This window comes from Sphingomonas sp., assembly GCF_003248515.1.
Lineage (GTDB): Bacteria > Pseudomonadota > Alphaproteobacteria > Sphingomonadales > Sphingomonadaceae > Sphingomonas_I.
In genome coordinates this window covers 59941-82922 of sequence record NZ_QFOB01000014.1, presented here as the reverse complement: position 1 = coordinate 82922, position 22982 = coordinate 59941, and the positions used below count along the sequence as shown (strand labels likewise).

23 protein-coding genes are annotated in these 22982 nt (G+C 64.0%); 13 read left to right on the top strand and 10 right to left on the bottom strand.

Annotation, left to right across the window (positions count from 1 at the left end; all coding sequences use genetic code 11):
- Positions 1-188: 188 nt before the first annotated feature.
- Entirely contained in the window at positions 189-1961 is a 1773-nt protein-coding gene (locus tag DI605_RS18490; RefSeq protein ID WP_293976771.1) for a long-chain fatty acid--CoA ligase, read from the top strand.
- A 4-nt stretch (positions 1962-1965) separates the two neighbouring features.
- On the opposite strand, the gene DI605_RS18485 is transcribed toward DI605_RS18490, so the two are convergent.
- Together DI605_RS18485 and DI605_RS18480 are read right to left on the bottom strand one after the other, a co-directional pair.
- On the bottom strand, positions 1966-2379 hold the full coding sequence (locus DI605_RS18485; protein ID WP_293976769.1) for a hypothetical protein: 414 nt from the start codon (positions 2377-2379) through the stop codon (positions 1966-1968).
- The gene (locus tag DI605_RS18480) at positions 2376-2768 is read right to left on the bottom strand and encodes a hypothetical protein (RefSeq protein ID WP_293976767.1); all 393 of its coding nucleotides are present in this window, start codon (positions 2766-2768) and stop codon (positions 2376-2378) included. The genes DI605_RS18485 and DI605_RS18480 overlap by 4 nt, the downstream gene beginning before the upstream one ends.
- 430 nt (positions 2769-3198) lie before the next feature.
- Between DI605_RS18480 and DI605_RS18475 the strand changes: the two genes are divergently transcribed.
- From DI605_RS18475 to DI605_RS18465, 3 genes are all read left to right on the top strand, one after another.
- The gene (locus DI605_RS18475; RefSeq protein ID WP_293976765.1) at positions 3199-3558 is read left to right on the top strand and encodes a hypothetical protein; all 360 of its coding nucleotides are present in this window, start codon (positions 3199-3201) and stop codon (positions 3556-3558) included.
- 132 nt (positions 3559-3690) lie between these two features.
- Positions 3691-4575, top strand: a complete 885-nt coding sequence (locus DI605_RS18470) for an SDR family NAD(P)-dependent oxidoreductase (protein ID WP_293976763.1) — start codon at positions 3691-3693, stop codon at positions 4573-4575.
- Positions 4576-4804: 229 nt separating this feature from the next.
- Entirely contained in the window at positions 4805-5959 is a 1155-nt protein-coding gene (locus DI605_RS18465) for a hypothetical protein (RefSeq protein ID WP_293976761.1), read from the top strand.
- A 121-nt stretch (positions 5960-6080) separates the two neighbouring features.
- Here DI605_RS18465 and DI605_RS18460 read toward each other — a convergent pair whose 3' ends face one another.
- The 5 genes from DI605_RS18460 to DI605_RS21515 all read right to left on the bottom strand — a co-directional run bounded on the left by DI605_RS18460 (position 6081) and on the right by DI605_RS21515 (position 9082).
- Positions 6081-7343: a type II toxin-antitoxin system HipA family toxin gene (locus tag DI605_RS18460; protein WP_293976759.1), complete on the bottom strand. Its 1263-nt coding sequence runs from the start codon at positions 7341-7343 to the stop codon at positions 6081-6083.
- Between the two features lie 12 nt (positions 7344-7355).
- The gene (locus DI605_RS18455; protein ID WP_293976757.1) at positions 7356-7619 is read right to left on the bottom strand and encodes a helix-turn-helix transcriptional regulator; all 264 of its coding nucleotides are present in this window, start codon (positions 7617-7619) and stop codon (positions 7356-7358) included.
- A 217-nt stretch (positions 7620-7836) separates the two neighbouring features.
- A complete protein-coding gene (locus tag DI605_RS18450; RefSeq protein ID WP_293976755.1) occupies positions 7837-8196 on the bottom strand; it encodes a hypothetical protein in 360 nt (119 codons plus the stop codon).
- The gene (locus DI605_RS18445; RefSeq protein WP_293976754.1) at positions 8193-8657 is read right to left on the bottom strand and encodes an FAD-dependent oxidoreductase; all 465 of its coding nucleotides are present in this window, start codon (positions 8655-8657) and stop codon (positions 8193-8195) included. Before DI605_RS18445 ends, DI605_RS18450 begins: the two co-directional genes overlap by 4 nt.
- 92 nt (positions 8658-8749) lie before the next feature.
- A complete protein-coding gene (locus DI605_RS21515; protein WP_367120072.1) occupies positions 8750-9082 on the bottom strand; it encodes a hypothetical protein in 333 nt (110 codons plus the stop codon).
- Between DI605_RS21515 and DI605_RS18440 the strand changes: the two genes are divergently transcribed.
- Positions 9017-9523 carry a HipA domain-containing protein gene (locus DI605_RS18440; protein ID WP_293976752.1) on the top strand — a complete coding sequence of 169 codons (507 nt, stop codon included), beginning with the start codon at positions 9017-9019 and terminating at the stop codon, positions 9521-9523. The two genes, DI605_RS21515 and DI605_RS18440, sit on opposite strands and share 66 nt — an antisense overlap.
- A 205-nt stretch (positions 9524-9728) precedes the next feature.
- Here the strand turns inward: DI605_RS18440 and DI605_RS18435 are convergent, their stop codons facing one another.
- Positions 9729-10388, bottom strand: a complete 660-nt coding sequence (locus tag DI605_RS18435; protein ID WP_293976750.1) for a glutathione S-transferase — start codon at positions 10386-10388, stop codon at positions 9729-9731.
- Between the two features lie 111 nt (positions 10389-10499).
- Between DI605_RS18435 and DI605_RS18430 the strand changes: the two genes are divergently transcribed.
- Positions 10500-11063 (top strand): TetR/AcrR family transcriptional regulator, encoded by a 564-nt coding sequence (locus DI605_RS18430; RefSeq protein ID WP_293976748.1) that lies wholly within the window; start codon positions 10500-10502, stop codon positions 11061-11063.
- Here the strand turns inward: DI605_RS18430 and DI605_RS18425 are convergent.
- Both DI605_RS18425 and DI605_RS18420 read right to left on the bottom strand, forming a co-directional pair.
- On the bottom strand, positions 11036-11842 hold the full coding sequence (locus DI605_RS18425; protein WP_293976746.1) for a hypothetical protein: 807 nt from the start codon (positions 11840-11842) through the stop codon (positions 11036-11038). The two genes, DI605_RS18430 and DI605_RS18425, sit on opposite strands and share 28 nt — an antisense overlap.
- Positions 11843-12036: 194 nt before the next feature.
- On the bottom strand, positions 12037-13533 hold the full coding sequence (locus DI605_RS18420) for a CoA-acylating methylmalonate-semialdehyde dehydrogenase (protein WP_293976744.1): 1497 nt from the start codon (positions 13531-13533) through the stop codon (positions 12037-12039).
- Positions 13534-13627: 94 nt separating this feature from the next.
- On the opposite strand from DI605_RS18420, the gene DI605_RS18415 reads away from it, so the two are divergent.
- From DI605_RS18415 to DI605_RS18385, 7 genes are all read left to right on the top strand, one after another.
- Positions 13628-14518, top strand: coding sequence for a LysR family transcriptional regulator (locus tag DI605_RS18415; RefSeq protein ID WP_293976798.1), 891 nt, complete (start codon positions 13628-13630; stop codon positions 14516-14518).
- Positions 14519-14637: 119 nt separating this feature from the next.
- Positions 14638-16026 (top strand): MFS transporter, encoded by a 1389-nt coding sequence (locus tag DI605_RS18410; protein ID WP_293976742.1) that lies wholly within the window; start codon positions 14638-14640, stop codon positions 16024-16026.
- Between the two features lie 49 nt (positions 16027-16075).
- The gene (locus DI605_RS18405; RefSeq protein ID WP_293976740.1) at positions 16076-17566 is read left to right on the top strand and encodes a sulfatase; all 1491 of its coding nucleotides are present in this window, start codon (positions 16076-16078) and stop codon (positions 17564-17566) included.
- A 48-nt stretch (positions 17567-17614) separates the two neighbouring features.
- Positions 17615-19366 (top strand): chloride channel protein, encoded by a 1752-nt coding sequence (locus tag DI605_RS18400; protein WP_293976738.1) that lies wholly within the window; start codon positions 17615-17617, stop codon positions 19364-19366.
- Entirely contained in the window at positions 19359-20441 is a 1083-nt protein-coding gene (locus DI605_RS18395; RefSeq protein WP_293976736.1) for a S1C family serine protease, read from the top strand. The genes DI605_RS18400 and DI605_RS18395 overlap by 8 nt, the downstream gene beginning before the upstream one ends.
- Before the next feature lie 55 nt (positions 20442-20496).
- Positions 20497-21477 (top strand): inositol 2-dehydrogenase, encoded by a 981-nt coding sequence (iolG, locus tag DI605_RS18390; RefSeq protein WP_293976734.1) that lies wholly within the window; start codon positions 20497-20499, stop codon positions 21475-21477.
- A gap of 77 nt (positions 21478-21554) precedes the next feature.
- The gene (locus tag DI605_RS18385; RefSeq protein ID WP_293976732.1) at positions 21555-22952 is read left to right on the top strand and encodes a sulfatase-like hydrolase/transferase; all 1398 of its coding nucleotides are present in this window, start codon (positions 21555-21557) and stop codon (positions 22950-22952) included.
- The last annotated feature ends 30 nt before the right edge of the window (positions 22953-22982 follow it).

Genomic DNA, 22982 nt, shown 5'->3' with positions numbered 1-22982 from the left:
CGCGAACACCTTTCGGCATCGATCGGCCGGGCCACTTTCCGCCAGGCCAGCCGAAGCCTGGTCCTGCCGGGAATGTCGAAACGGGGCGGCGATGACGGTGGATGGCGCACCGCCCTTTGTCCCTCGCCCTGCATCAGGCTATGGCGCGCGCAACAGAAGCGGCGCCCAGCCGTTCCGATGGAGTCAGGATGTCACTCGAGACCTTTCCCAATCTGGTGACGATGTTCTTCGCGCGCACCGCGGCCAAGCGCGACGCGCCCTTTCTGTGGCGCAAGGTGGATGGCGCGTGGCAATCCATCTCCTGGACGGAAACGGCGCGCCAGGTGGCCGCGCTGGCGCAGGCGCTGCGATCGATCGGGCTGAAGCCGGGCGATCGCGTGATGCTGGTATCGGAGAACCGGCCCGAATGGTGCATCGCCGATCTCGGCATCATGGCCGCCGGCTGCATCACCGTGCCGACCTATGTGACCAATACCGAGCGCGACCACGCGCATATCGTGGAAAATAGCGGCGCGCGGGCCGCGATCGTTTCCACCGCCAAGCTGGCGCGCACCTTGTTGCCGGCGCTGGCCCGCTCCTCCAGCTGCGACACGCTGGTGACGATGGAATCAGTGGGCCTGGGCCGTGTCGGCGCGATGCGCATCCAGCTTTGGGACGATCTGCTGGCGCAGCAGACGCCCGACATCGCCGCCTGCGCGGCCGGCGCGACCTTCGCCCGCGGCGATCTCGCCTGCATCATCTATACCAGCGGCACGGGCGGCGCGCCGCGCGGCGTGCGCCAGCATCATGGCGCGATCCTGCAGAATGTCGCCGGCTGTATGGCGATCATTGCCGAGGATTTCCGGATCGAGGAGGAGACCTTCCTGAGCCTGCTGCCGCTGAGCCACGCCTACGAACATTCGGGCGGCCAATATCTGCCGATCGGTGTGGGCGGGCAGATCTATTATGCGGAGGGGATCGACAAGCTCGCCGCCAATATCGAGGAGGTGCGCCCCACGATCATGATCGTCGTGCCGCGCCTGTTCGAGCTGCTTCGCGGCCGCATCCTGAAGGCGGTCGAGAAAGAGGGCGGCATCGGCAAATGGCTGCTCGACAAGGCGCTGGCACTGGGCGCCAGGGACAGGATCGGGCTGGCCGACAAACCCCTGGATCTGCTGCTGGGCGCCACGATCCGGCCCAAGATCGGCAAGCGCTTCGGCGGGCGGATGAAGGCGCTCGTCTCCGGCGGGGCGCCGCTCAATCCCGAAGTGGGCCAGTTCTTCCAGTCGCTCGGCCTCACCATCCTGCAGGGCTATGGCCAGACGGAGGCCGGCCCGGTCATTTCCTGCAACCGGCCGAAAGCCGGAATCGACCATGCCACCGTCGGCCCCCCGCTCGCCGGCACGGAGGTGCGTATCGCGGACGATGGCGAAATCCTCGTGCGGGGCGAATGCGTGATGGCCGGCTACTGGAATAACGAGGCCGAGAGCGCGCGCGTGCTGATCGATGGCTGGCTCCACACCGGCGACATCGGCGTGATCGACGATCGTGGCCGCATCCGCATCACCGATCGCAAGAAGGATCTGATCGTCAACGACAAGGGCGAGAATGTCGCCCCGCAGCGGATCGAGGGGATGCTATCGCTGGAGCCGGAGATCGGCCAGGCGATGGTGGTGGGCGATTGCCGCCCGCATCTGGTGGGCCTGATCGAACCGGATCTGCAATGGATGGCGGAATGGGCGGCGGCGAACAATGTGCCGCTCGTGGAGGCGCGCCACGCCGCCGCTCTGCACCGCGCGCTGATGGCGGCGGTCGACCGCGTCAATGCCGGCCTTTCCGTCACCGAAAAGGTGCGTCGTATCCTCGTGACCGACGAACCTTTCAGCATCGAGAATGGCGAGCTGACGCCCTCGCTCAAGATCCGCCGTCACGTGATCCGCGAGCGTTATGGCGCGCGGCTGGACGCGCTCTACAAGAATTGAGGCGTCACTTCGCCTTCATATAGGGCGTGAACGGGCCGAATACGCACTGGCCGAGCAGCATGCCGGTTTCCACGATGCGCACGCGATCGCCCGCGCACAGCTGGCCGTTGATCGAGGAGGTGACGAAGGTGCGCCCCTCGCGCAGCCAGGGGCAGCCGCCGGCATCGGTGCCGGCCGCCCGCAACGGGCCGACATACAGCGCCCGGGGCGTGCGATAGGCGAGCGCGCGGCCGTTGATCGCCTCCGGCAACACGATTCCTTCCGGCCGGATGCAGCGCACCGACGCGCCCGCCGCCTGCCCCTTCGTCAGGCGGGACAGCTTGGCCTCGGCCTGCGCGACATCGACCTGCGAAACATCGCCGGCGATGGCCGGCGCCGCGAGCAGGAACGAGGCGAGGAGGAGCGGACGCATCGTCATTTTGCTTTCTGATAAGCCGTGAAATCACCGAAGACGCAGCTTCCGCCCTCGATCCCGGTGATGAAATCGACGACGCGGGCGATGTCGCCCCGGCAAAGCTGGGTGGAAGGGGTGCGCGTCACGATCGACTTGAACGAATCGAGCGAGGGGCAGCCCCGATCGAAGCGGTTCACATAGAGGGTGCGGCCGCGCTTATAGACCATCCCGATCCCCTCGATCTTGGTCGATTCCATCGAGGGGGCGAGGGGCACGCAGCTGGTGGTCGCGCCGACCGTATAGCCCTTGAGCATTGCCTGCAGCTTCGCCTCGCCGGTCGGACGGGGCGCGGAGGCGGCCTGCGCGCCCGCGACGAGGCCGAACAGGACGAACGGGGCGATCCAGCGGGACATTTGCATCTCCTTCTGCCTCAACGCCCGCGTCTTCCCGGCGTTGCCAACGAACATGCCGATTCGACGGAATCACCCTATCACAGCCTTGGTTCCGGCGGCGAAATAAGAGCAACAACCCGTTGGCGAGCGGGAGCCGGAGCCGCCGCCAGCCCAAGCCGAGCAGCCGACGGATCTTGCCGGAAGTGCCATCCGCGCGCGCCTCCCGCCCACACTTCCGCACCCACTCCAAGGCAACTTTCTCGACGCTCGTCGCAACGGAAAACCGCGCCACGATCTTGGCCCGCTTCTTCTCGATGACGGGACCGGACCCGGAGGCGATGGCTTCCCTGCCTCACGCCATTGTTCGCGCGCGTCTGCAAGCAACGTGGCCTGCCAGGGCCGAGGTGCGGGTCTTCTCAGCCAGCCATATCGATAGCGGCACCGCCCCGGCTTGGATACGGTTCTCACCGTCGAATTGTCGGTGCGCGACGATCTGGAGCCACAGTGGCGGCTGGTGTCTGAGCGGGCCGAAGCGCTGGGCCAATCGAGGAACCTCAGCTGGGCTGACCGGGTGCGATTGGCGCCAACAAGGCTTGGCCAGTCCGGCGAACACAATCTCAGCTGGAAGCGCGGATCGATCCTGAACAAGGTTTCGGAGGAGCGCGCCAGCGCTGCGACGGCTATCGCACAAGCAGCGCGCGACGCCAGGATCGCCTTTGGCGACAAGGCCAAGGATCAACTCAGCGACGCGCTGGCAGCCGTCCAAACGACCGCTAACCGACTTGGCGTACGGGCGGACTTCGCCTTATGATCCAAGGATCGATTCGGCGGTGCGGGTGCGGGCAAGCCTGCCCCGCGGGTAGAAAGAGCTAACAGTGATCCCAGGCGGACTCACTCACCCTCACCTCACGCGTAGACCTCGAACGGCTAGTCGCCAGCCATCATGAAGATCGAGAGGTTTGCGATGGTGTCGAATGCCAACTTCCTGCAGGGCCGGGTTGCAGTCATCACGGGCGCCGCGAACGGCATCGGCCTTGCCCTGGCACTGGAGGCAGCACGTCGCGGGATGGACGTCACACTCGCCGACATCGGCGAGGACGCACTGAGGGACGCACAAGCGCAGGTCATGGCGCTTGGTGTCAGGACGATTGCGGTCAGGACGGATGTTCGCGACATCGAGCAGGTTAGCCGCCTCGAGCAGGAGACGATCGCACAGCTGGGTGAGCCCTGGCTGGTGTGCAACAATGCCGGTATCGCCAGGATCGCTCTCGCCTGGGAAACCAGCGAAGCGGACTGGCGCCGGAAGATCGACATCAACGTCTGGGGTGTCATCAACGGACTGCTGACGTTCCTGCCCGGCCTGCGCGAGCGCAAGTCGGGCTATGTGCTCAACACAGCATCAGTGGGCGGCCTCCTCAGCATGCCGGCCAACGCAGCCTATGTTGCCAGCAAGCATGCGGTCGTCGGCATGTCCGAGACCCTGTACCGCGAGCTTGAAGCTGACGGATCGGGGGTAGGGATATCCGTCCTTTGCCCGGCCCTCGTCCGGACCGCGATCGCCGGCACACGCGAGGTGGATGGCAAGCAGGTGTCGGTTCTCGATTCACCGGATGCCATGGATCCGGCGGACGTTGCTCGCGTAACGTTCGATGCGATCATCGGCGGCCAGTTCTGGATCCTAACCCATGCCGAGCATGTCGCACCGAAGATGCGCGCGCGCCTCGAGCAGATGATCGCGCAGCACAATCCGGACCACGCCAGCGTCGATCCTGCCATCGAGCTGACTGCGAGCAAGGCGACCGGCGTGGATTTCGTCCACGCCGGATGACGGTGGCTCGTTCGATCACAATCCCCAAGACACGTGCATCGGGCGAGATTACGGTGATCGCGCGGTGAGTAGCCAGGACCCCTCTCGTACGATCGGCAGGCGCGAACTGTTCGACCGTATATGGTCGAAGCCGATGACGACGAATGCCGAGGAACTCGGTACGAGCGCGCCACCGCTTGCGGTTCTTGCTAGGCGGCTGGCACTCCCTCTCCCCCGCTCGGGTCATTGGATGAAGAAGGACGTCGGCAGGGCGCCGGCCACACCGGAATATCCTGCCGATCCCGAACTGGACGAAAAGACCTATCCTCTTCCCCCGCCGAGCGTACGGCGCGATGCACGGCCGGCGCTGCCCAAGCCGCCACCTAAGGCGGAACGCCCGATCGAGCCGGGACCGACGCAACCGGCGGGAGTGGTGGCCGACGAAAGCCCCGCTGATGTCGGTGCTGTGTTGGAGACGGGCCCGGAAAAGACGACCGAGGGCAAGATTGTCGCGGCCACGCGCAAAGCCGTCGGGCGTAACCATTCCCTCGAGCGTGCAGCGACGGGCGGTCGCGGCAAGTTTCGATTGCTCGTCACCGCAGCGGCCGGCGAGCGAGCTTGCGCGATCCTCGACCGACTTGTGATCGGGGTCGAGGCAAAAGGATGGTCTATCGCGAATGCCGAGAAAGGTCTCGCGATCGTCGCTGATGGCGAGACCGTCGGGTTCATGATTGAGGAGCAACTCGACCGCGCGCCGCATGTCATTACCGCGGCGGAGATCCGGGCGAAGGCCGACTATGACAAACAGTGCGCCCTCGCCGACCGTGGGATCGGCTATCGTCCCTGGCGAGAGCCCGCGATCCCGGACTATGATTATGCGCCCAATGGCGAACTCACGCTGAAGTTCGACCACGATTATGATGCTGGCGGGACACGTCGCACCTTTTCGGACGGCAAGCGGCAACGCCTCGACGACCTCGTTCCGTCGATGATCGAGTCGCTCGAGCGATGGAGTTTAGCGGTCAAGGCAAAGCGCGAAGAGCGAGCCCAGTGGAAGCGCAACGCGGAGGAGCAGGAACGCCGTCGCAGAGATCACGAGCGGCAGGTTCGCATCGAAGGCTACCGCATCACGTTTCTGCAACGGCAAATCGAACGGCAGCGCGAGATAGACGGCCTATCGAGGCTCATCGAGAGATGGGAGCGAGCGAAGAACCGGACCTTAGGTTCAGCGAGTTGCTCGAGTTCGCTCGCACCTATCGCGATTGGCTCGATGCAAAGCTCGAACCGGCGGCTGTTGCGACGCGCATCGGCGCACTCAAGCTCATGGACGACGATATCTACATCTACGATCCCAAGAAGCTGGACTAAGGATCGTCTCGGTGTCGACCGCCTCTCGCCGCTATGACAGCCAGGGCCGGCGGTAGGGCTGTTCCTGCGAACTGCTCTATCGTGTGTCGATGCCTTCAAGCCTTTCTAGGCATGGACAAGGCCATGATCGATACTGGCGGCGAGCGCCCTTGCCTCGCTCATTTCTGCGCCAAGGCGTTCAGTATTGGTGTCATCGCCCTTACATGCGCGTCGATGCGCTCGAGTACCTTTTCCGGGACGACAGCACGTTCCGGCAAAGTCCACCAATGTTCGTTGATGCGAGCAACTGTTTCCACCACCGCCTGGAGAACAGCCGGTTCGGACAACCTTGCCCGGTTCGCCAGGGATCTCCACCGAGGCGCCGACATCGCCTTGAAGGAGCGCTCGCCGCCGAGCGACAGCGCCATTCCATCGGCAGGAATATAGGGCACCGTCGACAGCACGTCATAGATCGGAGCGAGCGTCGGATTGGCGCCATCGCCGCGATAGATGAGCGACCAGTTTTTCAGGTGCATATCGCCATTGCCAGTGACGACCGCGAGCGCCAGGCGGCGCACAAACTCGAGGGCAGCTGCAGGCGATACGGCAATATTTATGGCTCCGGCAATGTCGTGATAGGCGGCCCCGTCATATTTGCGCGAGGGATAGACGCCGAAGACCTGGGCAAAGTCCTCCATGTGGATTCTCTCTCCGCCGGGCTCGCGATCGAAGCGCCGAATGAGGAGCACCTTGCCTTCCGTGAGCGTGCCGAAATCTTCAGGGATGCCTTCGAAGTCCGATCTCTCGACCAGTTCGCGCTCGGGCACGTCCATGCCGATCGCAGCTGCCAGGGCAAGATTGGCAAACTCGTTTTCAGATACACTGGGAAACGCGGTGGATGGGAATTTCGCGATATATTGCCCTCGGCCGTCATCGAGCGGGACAGTAAGGCCACCTCCCTTGCCGGTGTTCTTCATCACCGATAATTTCATCTGCACACCGGCGAGGGAAAAGCGCGCCTTCGGCTGATGCTTGCTATCGTCCCGTGCGGCCAGGACCGTACCATCACTGGCGAGGGCGCGAACTGCTCCCGGCAGATCGGCGCCCAGTGCCGCCAGGAGGTCGAAATCGTTGCCTGGACGGACAGCACCCGCGTGATGCTTTTCCATCGCATCACGCAACTTGTCCTCCGGCAGCAGGTTCGCAAAGAATGCGGGCAACGCCCGGCCCACGGGCTTGGGATCTTTTCGCAGGCCCCCGGTCGCTCCGCGAAACGACAGACTGAGAACCGGAAAACCCCCGGACACGCGATATGCCTCGTCAAAACTGAAGGCATTGAAGTCGCCCGGTGTCCGGACGATTACGCCGACCTTCCGCTGATTGAGAAATATGTCGAGCGACTGGATCGCCTGTGCCGGGAGAGAGGTATTGGGCATCGCCATGATGGTTCGCCCTCAGTCAGGCTGCGGCACGAAGGCGGGCAGATCCTCATCGTCCTGGGGACGCAGCAGCGCCTGGACGGCAGGCACCATCGATTGTGGCACAAGCATCATCTCCAGGCCGAGCGCGCGGGAAACGTTCATCAGCGTGGTTGTACGGGCGGCTGCGGCCCCCGTTTCGATATCGCGATAGCGAGGACGGGATATGCCAGCCAGGTCGGCGACCTGCTCTTGCGTCAGACCCGCGTCCGATCTCGCCTGTCGAAGGCGATCGCCCAATTCCCTCAACACCACGAATGATCCCCATACGGCTCATATCACCCTCTAATGGTATGTTTACGTATCTCTCATGGCAAGTCATCAGATAGAAATGATCTTTATCCGTGTCATTCATACTGATGAAGATACGTTCTCGTATCCATTGGGTTCGGAGTGATGCGGGGAACGGGCTCAACTCCGGGATCGTCGGGATCTTTCGGCAATGGCCCCAAGCAAATCATTCTTCGTCGATGATTCGCGCACCCGGCTGACCCTTCAGATAGGTCCACAACCAGTTCAGCGCGACGGCGACCCTGCTGCGGGCACCGATGAGAAACAGGATGTGCACGAAACCCCATACCCACCAGGCAAAATAGCCCGTCAGCTTTATGCGCCCGAAGTCGGCGATCGCCGCTCGATGCCCGATCGTCGCGAGACTCCCCTGATGCTTGTAATCGAAGACCGCCGTCACCGGGCGACCTTCCCGACGTCCACGGATGACACCCGCAACATACTCGCCTTGTTGCTTGGCGGCCGGCGCGAGGCCCGGGACGGGCTTGCCGTCCACGCCCACGACGCTGGCCGTATCGCCGATCACGAAGATGTCGGGATCACCATCAATCGTGAGGTCGGGGAGGACATGCGCGCGGCCCGACCGGTCCGCATCCAGGCCCAGCCATATGGCTGCGGGCGAAGCCTGTAAGCCCGCCACTCGTCGTGACCGAAATAGGCATGGCTCACGCCCGTGGCGACGATGAGGGTATCGAAGGGGATCGACGTCCCGTCGTCGAGCATGACCGTGCGACCTTCGCGATCGACGGCGACGACCTCGCCCAGGACCACGCTGACGTCCCGGCGATCTTTCAGGATCTGGCGGATAGGCCAGGCGATCTCGGTCGGAGCGAGGATCGATGTCGCGGCCTGATAGAGAAGCGGCTGGAAGAGATGGTGGTTACGCCGGTCGACGAGCGTAATCGAGCAGGTCGAGCCCTTCAGCTTCTTTACCGCCTGCAGGCCGGCGAAGCCGGCGCCTATCACGACAACCCGATGATCGATCATGCCTCTCTCCGCGTCGGAAGGCGGCACTGTAGGTCGTCAGTCGACCGGGAGAGAGTTCGCAGGGGTGAGCGCGACGTTACCCCGGTTGGGGCTTATCGGCTTGCAGCTTTCGCAGCCAGGACCTGCCTGGCCATCCTCTGCTCGTCCAGAAATTGCCTCTGGCCGATCATCCTCCCGTCCACCCAGGCGGCGATGATGGCCATGGTGATATCGAAGCCCGCGGCAGCGCCTACGGGCCGCCCGGTCACCCGGGAAACCGTGCAGGTCATATTGCCGTCCGCACTCCCAAAAACCTCGAGATAGGGCTCATGGACGCGCGCATCCGGGTATAGCGCACAGAATTCCCGGGCCCTCTGCACGTGGCGCTGGCAACCATGCGGCACAGGGCTGTCATTCGCTACGGCCTGCAGGTCGGGATGCAGCAGGGCCGCATAGTCATCCCAACGGCGGTCGTTCCAGGCGTCGTCGACCGCTCGCAGGATGCGCTCGACCAGCAGTTCCGCCGTGCTGTGTTCAACATCGTCGGGCGCAACCAGGATGACCACGTCAAGAACATCGCCTTTCTGATGGATCCCACCGGTGCCTGGCGGCTCGCGCCAGCGTTCGATATCGCCTATGCCTACAATCCGGCCGGAGACTGGACCTCAAGACACCAGATGTCGCTGGCAGGCCTGCGTGATGATTTCACCCTCGAAAGCCTGATCGAAGGCGGCAGGTCAGCTGGTGTATCGGCGCGGACCGTCAGGTCGATGGTCAGCGAGGTCAGCGACGCAATCGGACAATGGCGTGCCATCGCGACCGATGTGGAAGTGCCACCCGACTTCATCGATGACATTGAAGCCCACCTTCGGCTCGACATTCGATAGTCCCGGGGTCTCCGTCCCGGGATCGCGGACATGGGACGACGGGAGATATATCCGCGACGCCCCGGTCCGGTCGTCCCCGCCAGCTCGCCACGCGTAACCGCCTCGCGGCTATCGCCATGTGCCCCTTGCGGGCGGGGGCGATAAGGATGACCGGGAACAGGCAAAGACATTCAGACCTGGGCTTCGGCGCCATCACCAGCCATCGTCATGCTGTTCCTTCGTCTGTCAGATGCATCGTCTCCCAGCGCTGCACGCTCGGACGTTCCATCATCCGGGCGTGCCAGGCGTGCAGGCCGGCAAGCTCGGCGGGGATTTCCAGTTCGACGATCCTGGCGAAAACCAAGCCGGCATATACCGTGATGTCCGCCATCGAGAAGGCGTCGCCCGCCACGAACGGCTGTGCCTTGAGGACGCCGTCGAAGTAGCGCGCGCCGCGCAGCGCCTTGTCGCGCATGCGCAGGCCCCATTCCTTATTCTGATATAGCTCGACCTCGGGCCCGAGCCCTGCTGTGGCATGATGGAAATAGACGCTGATCGCGTCGAGAAACTCGATCTCTGCGCGCTTGTTCATCATGTGGATCATGCCTTGGTCGCGCGGCGTCGTGCCGGTCAGCCGGGGGACGTCGCCAAGAGCGTCGAGATACTGCGTGATCGCGGTGCATTCGGCCAGATAGGAGCCGTCCTCGATCTGCAGCACGGGCAGCGTGCCGGAATAGTTCTTGGCAAGAAAGTCGGCTCGTTTGTGCTCGCCCTTCCAGAGGTCGACCGAGATGAAGCGGACGCGCGATGCCAGCCCGAGCTCGGCTACGGCGATACGCACACGCGAAGGATATGGGCCATTGTACCAGTCATAGATCGTCAGCATCGCCATCTCCGAGTCTACCTGCCACATGGTAGGCATCAGCGCGCCTAAGCCTTCCCATCCGGCCGGTCAACGTCTACCTGTCAAATGGTAGATGGCGGACAGGGGGAGACGATGAGTTCCAGCTCGAAAGAGGCGATCCTGGCCGCAGCACGCCGTGTTGCCCAGGCACGGGGCTATGGCGGCCTGAATTTCCGAGAACTCGCGGACGAGGTCGGGATCAAGCACGCGAGCATTTACTATCACTTTCCGGGCAAGGCTGATCTCGGGGTCGCGGTTGCCCGGCGCTACCGCGAAGACAACGCAGTGGCCCTGCAGGACCTCGCCGTCGAAACCGGCGATCCCGCCGTCAGCCTAAGACGCTATCCGGAGACGTTCCGAATGGCGCTGACGAACGACAATCGCATGTGCCTCGCGAGCTTCATGTCGGCTGAATATGACGACCTGCCCGAATCGATCAGGGGCGAGATCCAGGCTTTCGCGGACATCAACGTGACCTGGCTGGCCGATCGCCTGGTCGAAGCAGGGCTGGCGGACCCACAACAGTCACAAGATCGCGCGCGCGCGATCTTCGCAGCAGTCTCGGGCGCTCAGCTCATGGCGAGGAGCCGAGCCGATCTTTCACTCTTCGACCGGATCATCGAAAATTATCAATGCGCAGGGCTGCTTCCGATGTAGCAGCGAAACCGAGCGCGGCGGCCATCAATCGCGATAGGTGTAACTCCTGACCTCGGCGATCGACTGAAAAACGATGGCAGGATCAGCGTATCGGTCTCGGCCAGTTCGATGAGATAATCCTTGTCTCCGGCCGAGTGCCATCGGCGCTCGTCCTCCGAGAGGGGCCGCCTGACCTGCCGCAGCTTGATACGTGCCTGGATCTCGATCTTCTCGCGCCCGAGCGACGCGATGATCTCGCGGCGCTCATTCTCGGCGACGGTGATGCCCTGCGCCACGAGAGCCTTCAGGATAGCGTCGAGAATGCGGTGGCGTCGCCGCTCCATGGGTGAGAACGGGGCGGGCTTTGCGAGACGGCGGAGCCGGTAGTCATAGACCTCCTGTCGCCGCGCAACCTCCTTGTCCCGCCTGGAAATCCATCCCGCGACGATCGGGTGAGGCTGGACCAGCCGCTCGACCACGCGAACGTGCGGCACCTTCGCCGCCGCGATCTCCAACTGATCCTTCGTGCCGGGTGGAAGCGGATTGTTACCCAGAGAGGCAGCCAGAACGATCGTGTCGGCGATCCCGGGTCGCAGCGGCGGCAATTCGTCGATGATCACGGGCTTGCCCACGGCGAGCTTGTTCCAGTGGCCTTGCCGGGGCCGCGGCACGTCATGCCGCTTGCAGATCTTGGCAAGACCCTGGTCGGAAAGTCCGAACGAGCGCGCGAGCCGGTTCATCGGCGTCGCCCAGACCAGCGCGTAGAGCTCGGCTCTCGTCAATGTCGCCTTTTCCGGCATGATCGCGATCGTGTCGTTGCATTGAAATGGTCGGCCCGGTCTGTCGGGCCCGATTTCGGCTCGAGAGCCGTCGGCGCACCGGACATGGCCGGCCCTGGCGGGTCAGGCGTTCAAAGCGATGCCCGCGTGATGGCGGGGCTCGGTCGCCCCCGCCATCAAGCGGGAGAACGGACGGACATCGCTTCGAGATGGCCTCAGCGCATCGTCGGGATGACGAAACTCTGGTCGAGCACGGCCCCGCCAGACGGCCACCGCTGGGTCACCGTCTTGGTCCGGGTGTAGAAGCGGATCCCGTCCATGCCATATTGGTTGAGGTCACCGAACCCCGAACGCTTCCACCCGCCGAAGCTGTAATAGGACACCGGCACGGGAATCGGCACGTTGATGCCGACCATCCCGACCTCGACCTTCTGGGCAAATTCGCGCGCGAAATCGCCATTGCGCGTGAAGAGCGCCACACCGTTTCCGTACTGGTGACGCGTCGGATACGAGAGCGCCTCGTCGAAGGTCGCCGCCCGCAGGATCTGGAGTACCGGCCCGAAGATCTCGTCCTGATAGCTCTTCATGTCCGGCTTCACGTGGTCGATCAGGGTGGGCGCCAGGAAATAGCCGTCCTCATAGCCCTGCAACGCGAAGCCGCGACCGTCGATCACGATCTCGCTGCCTTCCTCGGCTGCCATCCGGATGTAATCCTCGATGCGCGCCTTGTGCTGCGCCGAGACCACGGGCCCGTAATGCGCCTCGGGATCGGTCGAGACGCCGACCCTGAGCTTCTCGATCTCCGTAACGAGCTTGTCGCGCAGCGCCTCGGCCGTGGCGTCGCCGACCGGCACCACGACGGGCAAGGCCATGCACCGCTCGCCCGCCGAGCCGTACGCCGCCCCGAGAATATCGGCGACCGCCTGGTCCATGTCGGCGTCCGGCATGACGATGCCATGATTCTTCGCCCCGCCCATGCACTGCATGCGCTTGCCGGCGGCGGCACCCCGGCCATAGACATACTGGGCGATGTCGGATGATCCGACGAAGCTCACCGCCTTGATGTCCGGATGATCGAGAATCGCATCGACGACTTCCTTGTCGCCGTGCACGACGTTCAACACGCCCGCCGGCAGGCCCGCCTCGATCAGGAGTTCGGCCAGGCGCACCGGCACGGAAGGATCACGCTCCGACGGCTTCAGGATGAACGCGTTGCCGCAGGCGATGGCGGGGGCCAGCATCCAGAGCGGGATCATCGCCGGAAAGTTGAAGGGTGTTATGCCGGCGCACACGCCCAGCGGCTGGCGCAGCGAGTAGACGTCGATGCCAGGGCCGGCGCCCTCGGTATATTCACCCTTCATCAGGTGCGGCACGCCGCAGGCGAATTCGACGACGTCGAGCCCGCGCTGGATATCACCCCGGGCGTCGGCGACGACCTTGCCATGCTCGGAGGCGAGCAGCTCGGCGAGCTCGTCCATATGCTTCTCGAGCAGTGCCTTGTAATTGAACATCACGCGTGCGCGTCGCTGGGGGTTCATCGCGGCCCAGGCCGGCTGGGCGGCCTTCGCCGAATCCACCGCGCGTGCCAGTACCGACGTATCGCCCAGCTGCACTTCGGCCTGAACTTCGCCGATCGTCGGCGCGAAGATCTGGCCCTTGCGATGTCCGCCCGGAGAGGTCTCGCCACCGATGAAATGGGTGATGCTGCGCATGTCGGGCTCTCCGGCTGGATTGTCTGATGCGGCCGGATCTAGTGTATGCATCACCGCGGATCGACGAGCGATTCTGCGCAATGGATGTGCATTTATGTCTACACCGGATTGGGACGATCTCCGTTTGTTCCTGGCGGTCGCAAGGACGGGGCGACTCGTCGGAGCAGCCCGGTTACTGGGTGTCGATCATACGACCGTGGCGCGCCGGATCGCCTCGCTGGAAGGAGCGATCGGCACGCGCCTGGTAGATCGCACGCCGCGTGGCACCTCATTGACGGCCGCGGGAATGGCCCTCGTCGATCATGCTGAGCGGATGGAGGCCGAGATACTCGCGGCCAGCGCTGCGATCGGCGGCGGAGACGCGCTGGTGTCCGGCACGGTCCGCCTCGTGACCCCCGAGGTTTTCGGCACCCATCTCGTCGCACCGTTCGTAGCCAGGCTGCATGCCCTCCACCCCGGGCTTCGACTGGAACTGACCCCCGAATATCGCCTGGTCCAGCTCACCAACAGAGAGGCGGATCTCGCCATCATGCTGAAGCCGCCGCCGCGCGGGCCGATCGTCGCGCGGAAACTGGCCGACTATCGGATCGGCCTCTATGCGTCCCGAACCTATCTTGCGAACTGCGGCCCGGTAACCGGGGTCGACGAACTCAGCAGCCACCCCTTCGTCTGGTACACCGACGAGATCCAGGCCTATCCCGAGCTCCAGTTTCTCGATGAGGTCTCCCGCGAGGCCGATCCGGTCTTTCGCTCGACATCCACCGCCGCGCAGCACGCCGCGATTGCGGGCGGCCTCGGCCTCGGCATGCTGCATGTGTTCGGAGCCGAGGATGACGACCGCCTCGTGCGCGTCCTGCCGCAGGAGATCGAGATCCGTCGCGCTTACTGGATTGCGATGCACGAGGACCAGCAACGACTGCCGCGTATCCGTGCGGTCATCGACTTTCTCACAAGCATGATTTCAGCGCGCGTCCTGCCTTTATGAAGGCCGCTTCCAGAAACAGAAAATTTATTCCAAATATGTTGAACATCGGAATTCATGTTCGTATACTCCATTCGAGAATGCGGCTTTGGCCAGCAGGATAACGAGGAGCGAGGGGATTCATGGGCAGCGTCGGATCGGAGACGGCTCCTCTGCACGGCAAGAGCGAGATCTTCTCAGCGTTCGACGATGCCGCGACCGTTTCTCCGTTCCGCCGGCGCGCGATGATCATGGTGGCGCTTGGTGAGTATCTGGACGGCTATGACCTGATCGCGATCGCGGGCGCCCTGCTTCAGCTCAACAGCCAGTTCGCGCTTACGCCGTCGCAGACCGGGCTGCTGGGTGCGGCCGCCTTCTTCGGTGCGGCGGTCGGCCTGCTCGGCGCGGGATCGATCGCCGACCGGATCGGGCGTCGTCGGATCTTCGTCCATAATTTCTGGCTGTTCGCGGTGCTGGCTTTGATCTCCGCCTTCATCACGGGATTCGGGCAGCTGTTCGTGATCCGCTTCCTTCTCGGCGTCGCCATCGGCGCAGACATCGCGATCAGTATTCCGTTTCTGGCCGAGATCGCGCCTCGCAAGAGCCGCGGCAAATGGGCGGGTGCGCTGCCCCAGATCGCCTGGACGCTCGGCGCGATCAGTTCGCTTGCCGTCGCGATGGCCCTGATCGCGACGGTGGGCGACCAGGCCTGGCGCTGGCTGTTTGGCCTCGGCACGGTTCCGGCATTGATCATTCTGGCCGGCCGTCACGGAATACCCGAGTCGCCGCATTGGCTACTCTCGCAAGGGCGCTACGCCGAGGCCGAAGAGGCGATGCGTGCGTTCGGCATGGACGTTTCGGCGAGCGCGAATGTTCCACCCGTATCCACCGATACAGCCGCGCCAGCACAAGTCGCGAAATCGCACGGCTCGTTCCTCGACATCTTTCGGGCGCCCTACACGCGCAAGGCCTGGCTCGTGATGATCGTGCTGGGTGTCGGCCCTCTCGTTGGCACTGCCGCGAGCGTCGCCGCGCCTTATGTCTTTCGGTTCGTCGGTCTGATGGGACCTTCTGCGGCATTGAGCGGCAGCATCTTGATCTGGGTCGGCGGGCTCGTCGGATCGCTGATAGCGCTCGTGACGGTCGAGCGGATGGGACGGATACTCTCGTCGGCCATTGCCTTCTTCGGCATGGCCATCTGCATCATCGCGCTGATCCTCTCGATCAACCTGCCCGCCCTGTTCGTGACGGCCTACGTCCTCTTCGGTGTCTGCGTCTGGTTCGGATCCTCGTCGAATTGGCTACTCCCCACGGAGTTGCTGCCGGCGCACCTGCGTGCGCGCGCCCAAGGCGTGGGCAGCGGCCTTTCCCGGGTGTCTGGTGGAATCACGACCTGGTTCATCCCGACCAGCATCGCCGCGATCGGCTTCGCGCCGACCTTCTCCATCCTGGCCGTGATGGGCGCCGGACTCGGCGTCTTCATCCTCGCTCATCTCTCGTACGAGACGAAGGGCATCAGTCTCGAAATCTGACTTCCGGCTTCCCTAGCCGCCACACGCGAAGGACTTGGAAAGGCGCTCCATGAAGACCGTATTCGTCCTGTTCGACTCCCTGAACCGGCACCTGCTCGGGTGCTACGGCGGAACCCGATTTCCCACGCCCAACTTCGACCGGCTGGCCGCACGCGCGCAAGTATTCGACAAGCACTACGTCGGCTCGTTGCCCTGCATGCCCGCAAGGCGCGACATGCAGACCGGCCGCCTGTCCTTCCTGCATCGCAGTTGGGGGCCTTTGGAACCGTTCGACAACAGCTTTCCCGAGATCCTCAAGCAGAACGGCGTCTACACGCACCTCGTCACCGACCATTATCATTATTGGGAGGATGGTGGCGCCACCTATCACAACCGCTACGGGAGCTACGAGTTCGTCCGCGGCCAGGAAGCCGATGCCTGGAAGGCGATGGTCCAACCGCCGTGGGAGCGCTTCAAGGAACTTTTCCATGCCTCCCAATATTCCGAGGAAGGCAAATACAAGCATTACATGATCAACCGCGAGTTCATTCGCGACGAGGCCGATTTTCCTTCGGTGCAGTGCTTCAAGCACGGCTACGAATTTCTCGACGCCAACCGCGACGCGGACAACTGGCTCCTTCAGATCGAGACCTTCGATCCGCACGAGCCGTTTTATGCTCCGGAGCGCTTCAAGCGGCCTTTCCAGACCGGGTACAACGGTCCGATCCTCGATTGGCCGCGCTACGGGAAGGTCGACGAACTCCCGGCCGAGGCAGACGAACTGCGCGCTAATTATTATGCGACCGTCTCGCTCTGCGATTTCCTGCTCGGCGAACTCCTCGACTATTTCGACGCGCACGACATGTGGAAGGACACTGCGCTGGTCGTGACGACCGATCACGGCTTCTTGCTCGGCGAGCACGACTTCTGGGCCAAGAACCGGATGAACATGTACGAGGAAATCGTCCATATTCCACTGTTCGTGCACGACCCGCGCGACCCCGGGCCACGTCGTGTCGCGAAGCTCACGCAGACGATGGACGTCGCGCCGACGTTCCTCGATCTGTTCGGTGTCGCGACGCCCTCCGAGATGGAAGGCAAGCCCCTCCTCGGTCCGGATGCCCGTCAAGCCGCAATCTTTGGATATTTCGGGGGCGCCGTAAACGTAACGGATGGACGTTATACCTATCACCGGTTCCCAGAGAACATTCCGGACCAGAAGATCTTCCAATATACTCTCATGCCGAACCATATGAACCGGCGGTTCACGGCCGAGGAACTTTCGACGGCGACCCTCCAGCCTCCATTCGGGTGGAGCAAGGAGACGCCGCTGTTGAAGATCCCGGTGATCGAACGTTCGCCGATGTATTTCAACTATGGGCCAGGCGCCCTGCTCGAGAAGGATACCCGGCTTTACGATCTGGCCGTCGACCCGGGTCAGGAAAAGCCGATCCGCGACGTTGCTGTCGAAGAGCGTCTCATCGCTGCCATGACCGACCTCATGAGCGCCAACGAGGCGCCACCGGAAGCCTTCGAACGCCTGCAGTTGGACAAGAGCTGATGGCCGCAGCCGCCGTCGAGAAGGATCGCAGCCCAGCCGATCGCTGACGTGGCGGCGTTGCACTCATCGGCCCTCGCCCGGCTGCTGGCGGGCCTTCGCCGTCAGCTTCGCGCGAGCGAGGCGGCTCTGATCGCGCTGGCGCTGGGGCTCGGCAGCATCGCCGGGCTGTTGACCTTGGCCCAGGGCGCCCTGGCTCACCGGATGCAACGCATCCTCTACGGCCTGGGCGGGGGAGATCGGTTGAGCGCGCAGAGCGAGATCGATCCGGGGCGTCTGGTCGCATTACCCCTCGGAGGCGCGATCCTGGGTTTGCTGATCTACCTCGCGCGTCGCCGCCGCCGTGCTCCGATCGACGTCGTCGAGGCCAACGCCCTACACGGCGGTGTCATTCCGTCGCGAGACAGCTTCGCTGTCTCGGCACAGACCATCATATCGAACGGCGTCGGCGCGTCCGTCGGCCTGGAAGCTGCCTACGCGCAACTCGCCGGCGGCCTCGCTTCGGTCGTTGGACAGTGGCTGCGGCTGCGGCGCAACGACTTGCGGATCCTCGTCGGTGCCTGCGCCGGCGCAGGCGTCGGGGCCGCGTTCGGGGCGCCCCTCACGGGCGCCTTCTATGCCTTCGAGATCGTCATCGGCGCCTATACGCCGGCCGCGATCGCACCGGTCGCGACGGCAGCGCTGGCCGCGGCCGTGACAGCGCGCGCGCTCGGCCTTCCCGCCTACCTGATCGTGTTGCCGACGGCCGACCCCATCGTCTCGTCGGATTATTTTCTCTTCGCGGCCCTGGGGCTCGTCTGCGCCATCGTCGGCATCGTGATCATGCAGGCCGTGACGCTCGTGGAGAGCCTGGTACGCCGCTCACCGATCCCCGACGTCGCCCGACCGTTCACGGGCGCGTTGCTGCTCGTTCCGATAGCGCTGATGACACCACAGGTTCTTTCGGCCGGACATGGTGCACTGCATCTCGACCTTACCACGAAGGTCAGCATCGGTTTCCTCGCGACCATTTTCGTCCTGAAGATCCTCGCTTCCGTTGTCTCGCTGGGCTTCGGCTTCCGCGGCGGACTGTTCTTCGCCTCGCTGTTCCTTGGTTCGATCACGGGCCAATGCTTTGCCTTCCTCGTCGAGGCGATTCCCGGCGCGTCACCGGTCAACGCTAGTGACGCGGCCTTGATCGGCATGGCCGCACTCGCGGTGGCGGTCGTCGGTGGGCCGCTGACGATGTCGATGCTGGTCCTCGAGGCCACGCACGACTTCGCGCTGACCAGCGTCGCGATCACTGCGTCGCTCTGCGCGAGCACGCTGGTGCGCGAGACGTTCGGCTTTTCCTTCTCGACCTGGCGCTTGCACACGCGCGGCGAGACGATCCGTAGCGCACGCGATGTGGGCTGGGTGCGAAACCTGACAGCCGGCAAGATGATGCGCCGCGACACACCCACCATCGAAGACACGGCGAACCTCGCGGAATTCCGAAGACGCTTCCCGCTCGGCTCGACGCGCATCGTCGTGGCGGTCGATGAGGCGGGCGCCTACGCCGGTATCGTCCGCGTGAGCGCCGCCTTCGCCGCAGACCGCGAGGAAGACGATAACGTATCGTGCATCGCACGATTGCAGGACACCGCGCTCGCTCCCGAACAGGACGTCTCGGCGATCATGCGCCTGTTCGAAGCCGAGGAGGCCGACGAACTCGCCGTCATCGATGGCAAGGGCGATCTGCTCGGTATCGTGAGCGAGAAGTATGTCCGGCGACGGTATACGGACGAGATCGAGAAAGCGCAGAAAGATCTGTTCGGTGACTGAGCCGGACCGACCGGATTTGCTCGGCACGCAGCATCGACCCTGGCGGAGACGACTCATCCAGGGTTTGGGGATCGGCCTGCTCATCCTGGCCGGGGTGATGGCAGGTGCGAGATTATCGCGGCCGGTCCGGACGGTCGAGCAGCGGGTGACCATGCCGATCCGCGAAGCCGTGAAACGGCTCACCCCGCTCGAACAGCTTTCCGACAACGCCGCCTCGGCTTGCCCCGCAATCGTGTCGCTGCGGTTCCGCGGTCTCGAGGGTCCGGCGCCGCAGGGCGTCGTCGTCAGTGCCGATGGCCAGGTCGTGACGACATACCCCGTCCCCGCCGAGGTCTCTTTCGAGGCTTGGCTGGATGGCCGAAAACTCAAGGGCCGCGTGGCAGCGCGGGATCCGCTGACGGGCATTTCGCTCCTGAAGCTGGACGGCGAAGGCCTCCCGGTCCTGGCGGTCGCCGAATCCGACATCGCTTCACCGGGTTCCTGGGGCTACACGCTCTCTTCGCCAAACAGCACCGGTTGCATCGTTGAGCCCGCGATCGTCGCGAGCGATTTCGCCACCGACGGCAATGGGCAGAGTTATTACCTGCGCGTCCACGGCACGGGGGAGCCCGTGCCCGCCGGCACCCCTTTCCTGTCCCCGGATGGCCGTATCACGGCCCTCGCGCTGCCGGCCATCGAACAAGGCGGGCGGCAGGATCGCTTCCTGCCTGCCGATCTCGTCAACATCGTCGTCGGTCGCCTGATGCGTGGCGGCAATGCGGCCACGAACGCCTTCGGCCTCATGGCCGAGGACCTGTCGCCGGTTCTGGCTGCCCGGCTCGGCGTAGATCGCGGGCGGGGCGCCGTGGTTGTGGCCGTCGCGAACGACTCGATCGCACACGCAGCAGGTCTGAGAGTCGGAGACGTGATCCTGTCCGCCGCCAACACGCCCATTTCAAGTTCGTCCGAGCTGGCGCGGACGCTCGGTGGCAACGATCCGATAGAGATGGCCGTCTCGCGCGGCCGGGAAAGGTCTCGCCTCACCGTGACCCTGGCACCCCGAATGCCCCGCAGATCTACAAAATTGGGTTCTTGATTTCTATTTTCCATATGTAGAGAATAATCATTCTATCACAAGGAAGGGAGAGGATATGGCGAAGGTCGCGCTGCTCGGTGCAGGTCGCATCGGAAAAATCCACGGCGCGAATGCGATCGCCCATCCGGCGCTCGAACTGGCACGGATCGTCGATCCCCACGCTCCCAATGCCGAAGCGGTCGCCGCAGAGACCGGTGCAACCGTCTCTTCCCTGGAAGAGGTCCTGGCGGACGCAAGCATCTCCGGTGTCATCGTGGCGAGTTCGACCGATACGCACCTCGAATATACGCTGCGTGCCGCCCGTGCCGGCAAGGCCGTATTCTGCGAGAAGCCGATCGACATGGATCACGGCCGGGCGGCTGCCGCGGCGTCCGAACTGGCGGGCGCACGGGTCTTCGTCGGCTTCAACCGTCGCTTCGACCCCAACTTTCGCGCTTTGAAGGACCGGCTGGATGACGGCGTGGCCGGCCCGCTGGAATCGCTCCAGATCACTAGCAACGATCCCGGGCCGCCACCGGTCAGCTACATCAAGGTGTCGGGCGGCCTGTTCAAGGACATGGCGATCCACGATTTCGACATCGCCCGCTGGCTGCTGGACGAAGAACCGAGCGAAGTGTTCGCGTGGGGAAGTTGCCTCGTCGATCCTGCGATCGGTGAAGCAGGCGACATCGACACGGCGCGCACCCTGCTGAAAACACCGTCGGGAAAATTGTGCGTCATCGCCAACAGCCGGCGTTCCGGCTTCGGATACGACCAGCGGATCGAGGCTTATGGCGGGGCCGGAATGATCCGTGCCGACAATATCTTGGAAAGCAGCGTGCAGGTCTGGGGCGAGGCGGGCGCCGCAGCGGATCGTTTCCAGAATTTCTTCCTCGATCGCTATGCGGCCGCCTATCGTGCCGAGATGGCGCATTTCGCGGACATCCTCGCCGGCAGGGCCGAGCCGCAGGCGACTTACGCGGACGGCGTCGCAGCACTCGCGCTCGCCGAGGCCGCTGCGGCCTCGCTCGCCAGCGGCACGCCGGTGACCCTGTGAGCCCCAGCCGTCGCCAGTTCCTCGCGTCGGCGTTGACCCTCGGCGCAGGCGCTGCGACGCCGGGGTATGCGCGGGCAGTGGAACTCCTCGCGCAGGGCCGTCCGAAGCCGGCGCGGCCCAATATTCTCCTGTTCCTGCCCGACCAGTGGCGACACGACTGGGTGAGTGGTCGGCCGGACTTGCCGCTCCGAACGCCGAACCTCGACCGGCTGAGCCGCCAGGGCGTTCGTTTCAATCGGGCGGTCTGCGCGTCGCCGATCTGCGCGCCATCTCGTGCCTGCCTGGCAGCCGGGCTGGAATATGACCACCAGCGCACCGCCAGCAACATCATGAATATGCCGGCGACCCAGCCTACCTTCTACGCGAAGTTGCGCGACGCCGGCTATCAGGTCCTCGGCTGCGGGAAGATGGATCTCGCCAAGACCGCGATGTGGTGGGGAGCCGACGGACGCTGGCGAACCAGGCTCTGGGGGTTCACCGACGGCATCAATAGCCCCGGCAAGATCGACCAGTTGACAGGCACGGAGATGAATGACGGTCAGCCGGCCGATCCTTATCTTCTTTATCTCAAGTCGAGAGGCCTGCTGGAAACGCATCTTGCCGATTATCGGAAACGCCACGAAGCCGACTACGGAAATACATGGCCGACACCGCTTCCGGACGATGCCTATGGCGATAATTGGGTCGCCCGGACGTGTCTCGAACTACTGGACAGGCATCGCGGCGCCCCCTGGTTCTGCCAGGTGAACTTCGAGGGGCCGCACGAGCCGGAAGACATAACCCGCACGATGGAAGCGAGCGTGCGGGGCCGCAAGATGCCGGCGGTGGTCGGGACGAACGAGTTCGACGCGACGAAGAATCAGGCCATCCGCCAGAACTACAGTGCGATGTGCGAGAATATCGATCGCCAGATCGGGGTGATTTGGGATCATCTCGTTGCCACCGGCGAGGCGGACAACACGATCGTGATCGTCTCGAGCGATCACGGCGAGATGCTCGGTGATCGCGGAAGATGGGGAAAGAGCGTGCCGTTCCATGCCTCGGTCGGCGTCCCGCTCGTCATGGCCGGCCCGGGCATCAAATCGGCCAAGAGCAGCGACGCCCTCGTCAGTCTCATCGATGTTGCCGCGACGGTCCTCGACCTGGCCGGCGCAGCGACGATGAAGATGGACGGACGGACGCTACGCCCCGTGCTCGAGGGCAAGGCAACCGACCATCGCCGGGTGCTGTATTCGGGCCTGGGTGGCTGGCGCATGGCCTGGGACGGCCAGACGAAATTGATCATCGGTTTCGACGACACCAACGGCGCCGACAACGACCAGAAGCGCTATCGCTACGAACCCGACATCCTTGCGCGCGTGCCGATCGTCTTCGATACGCAGGCCGATCCGCAGGAACTGTCCCCGCTGGGATCGCTACCTCCGGCAGCCTCGACCATGCTCCTTGATCTCAAGGCCGCGAGCTACCGCGCCTGATGCAAGAGATGCTCCCCTGAGACGGTGCAG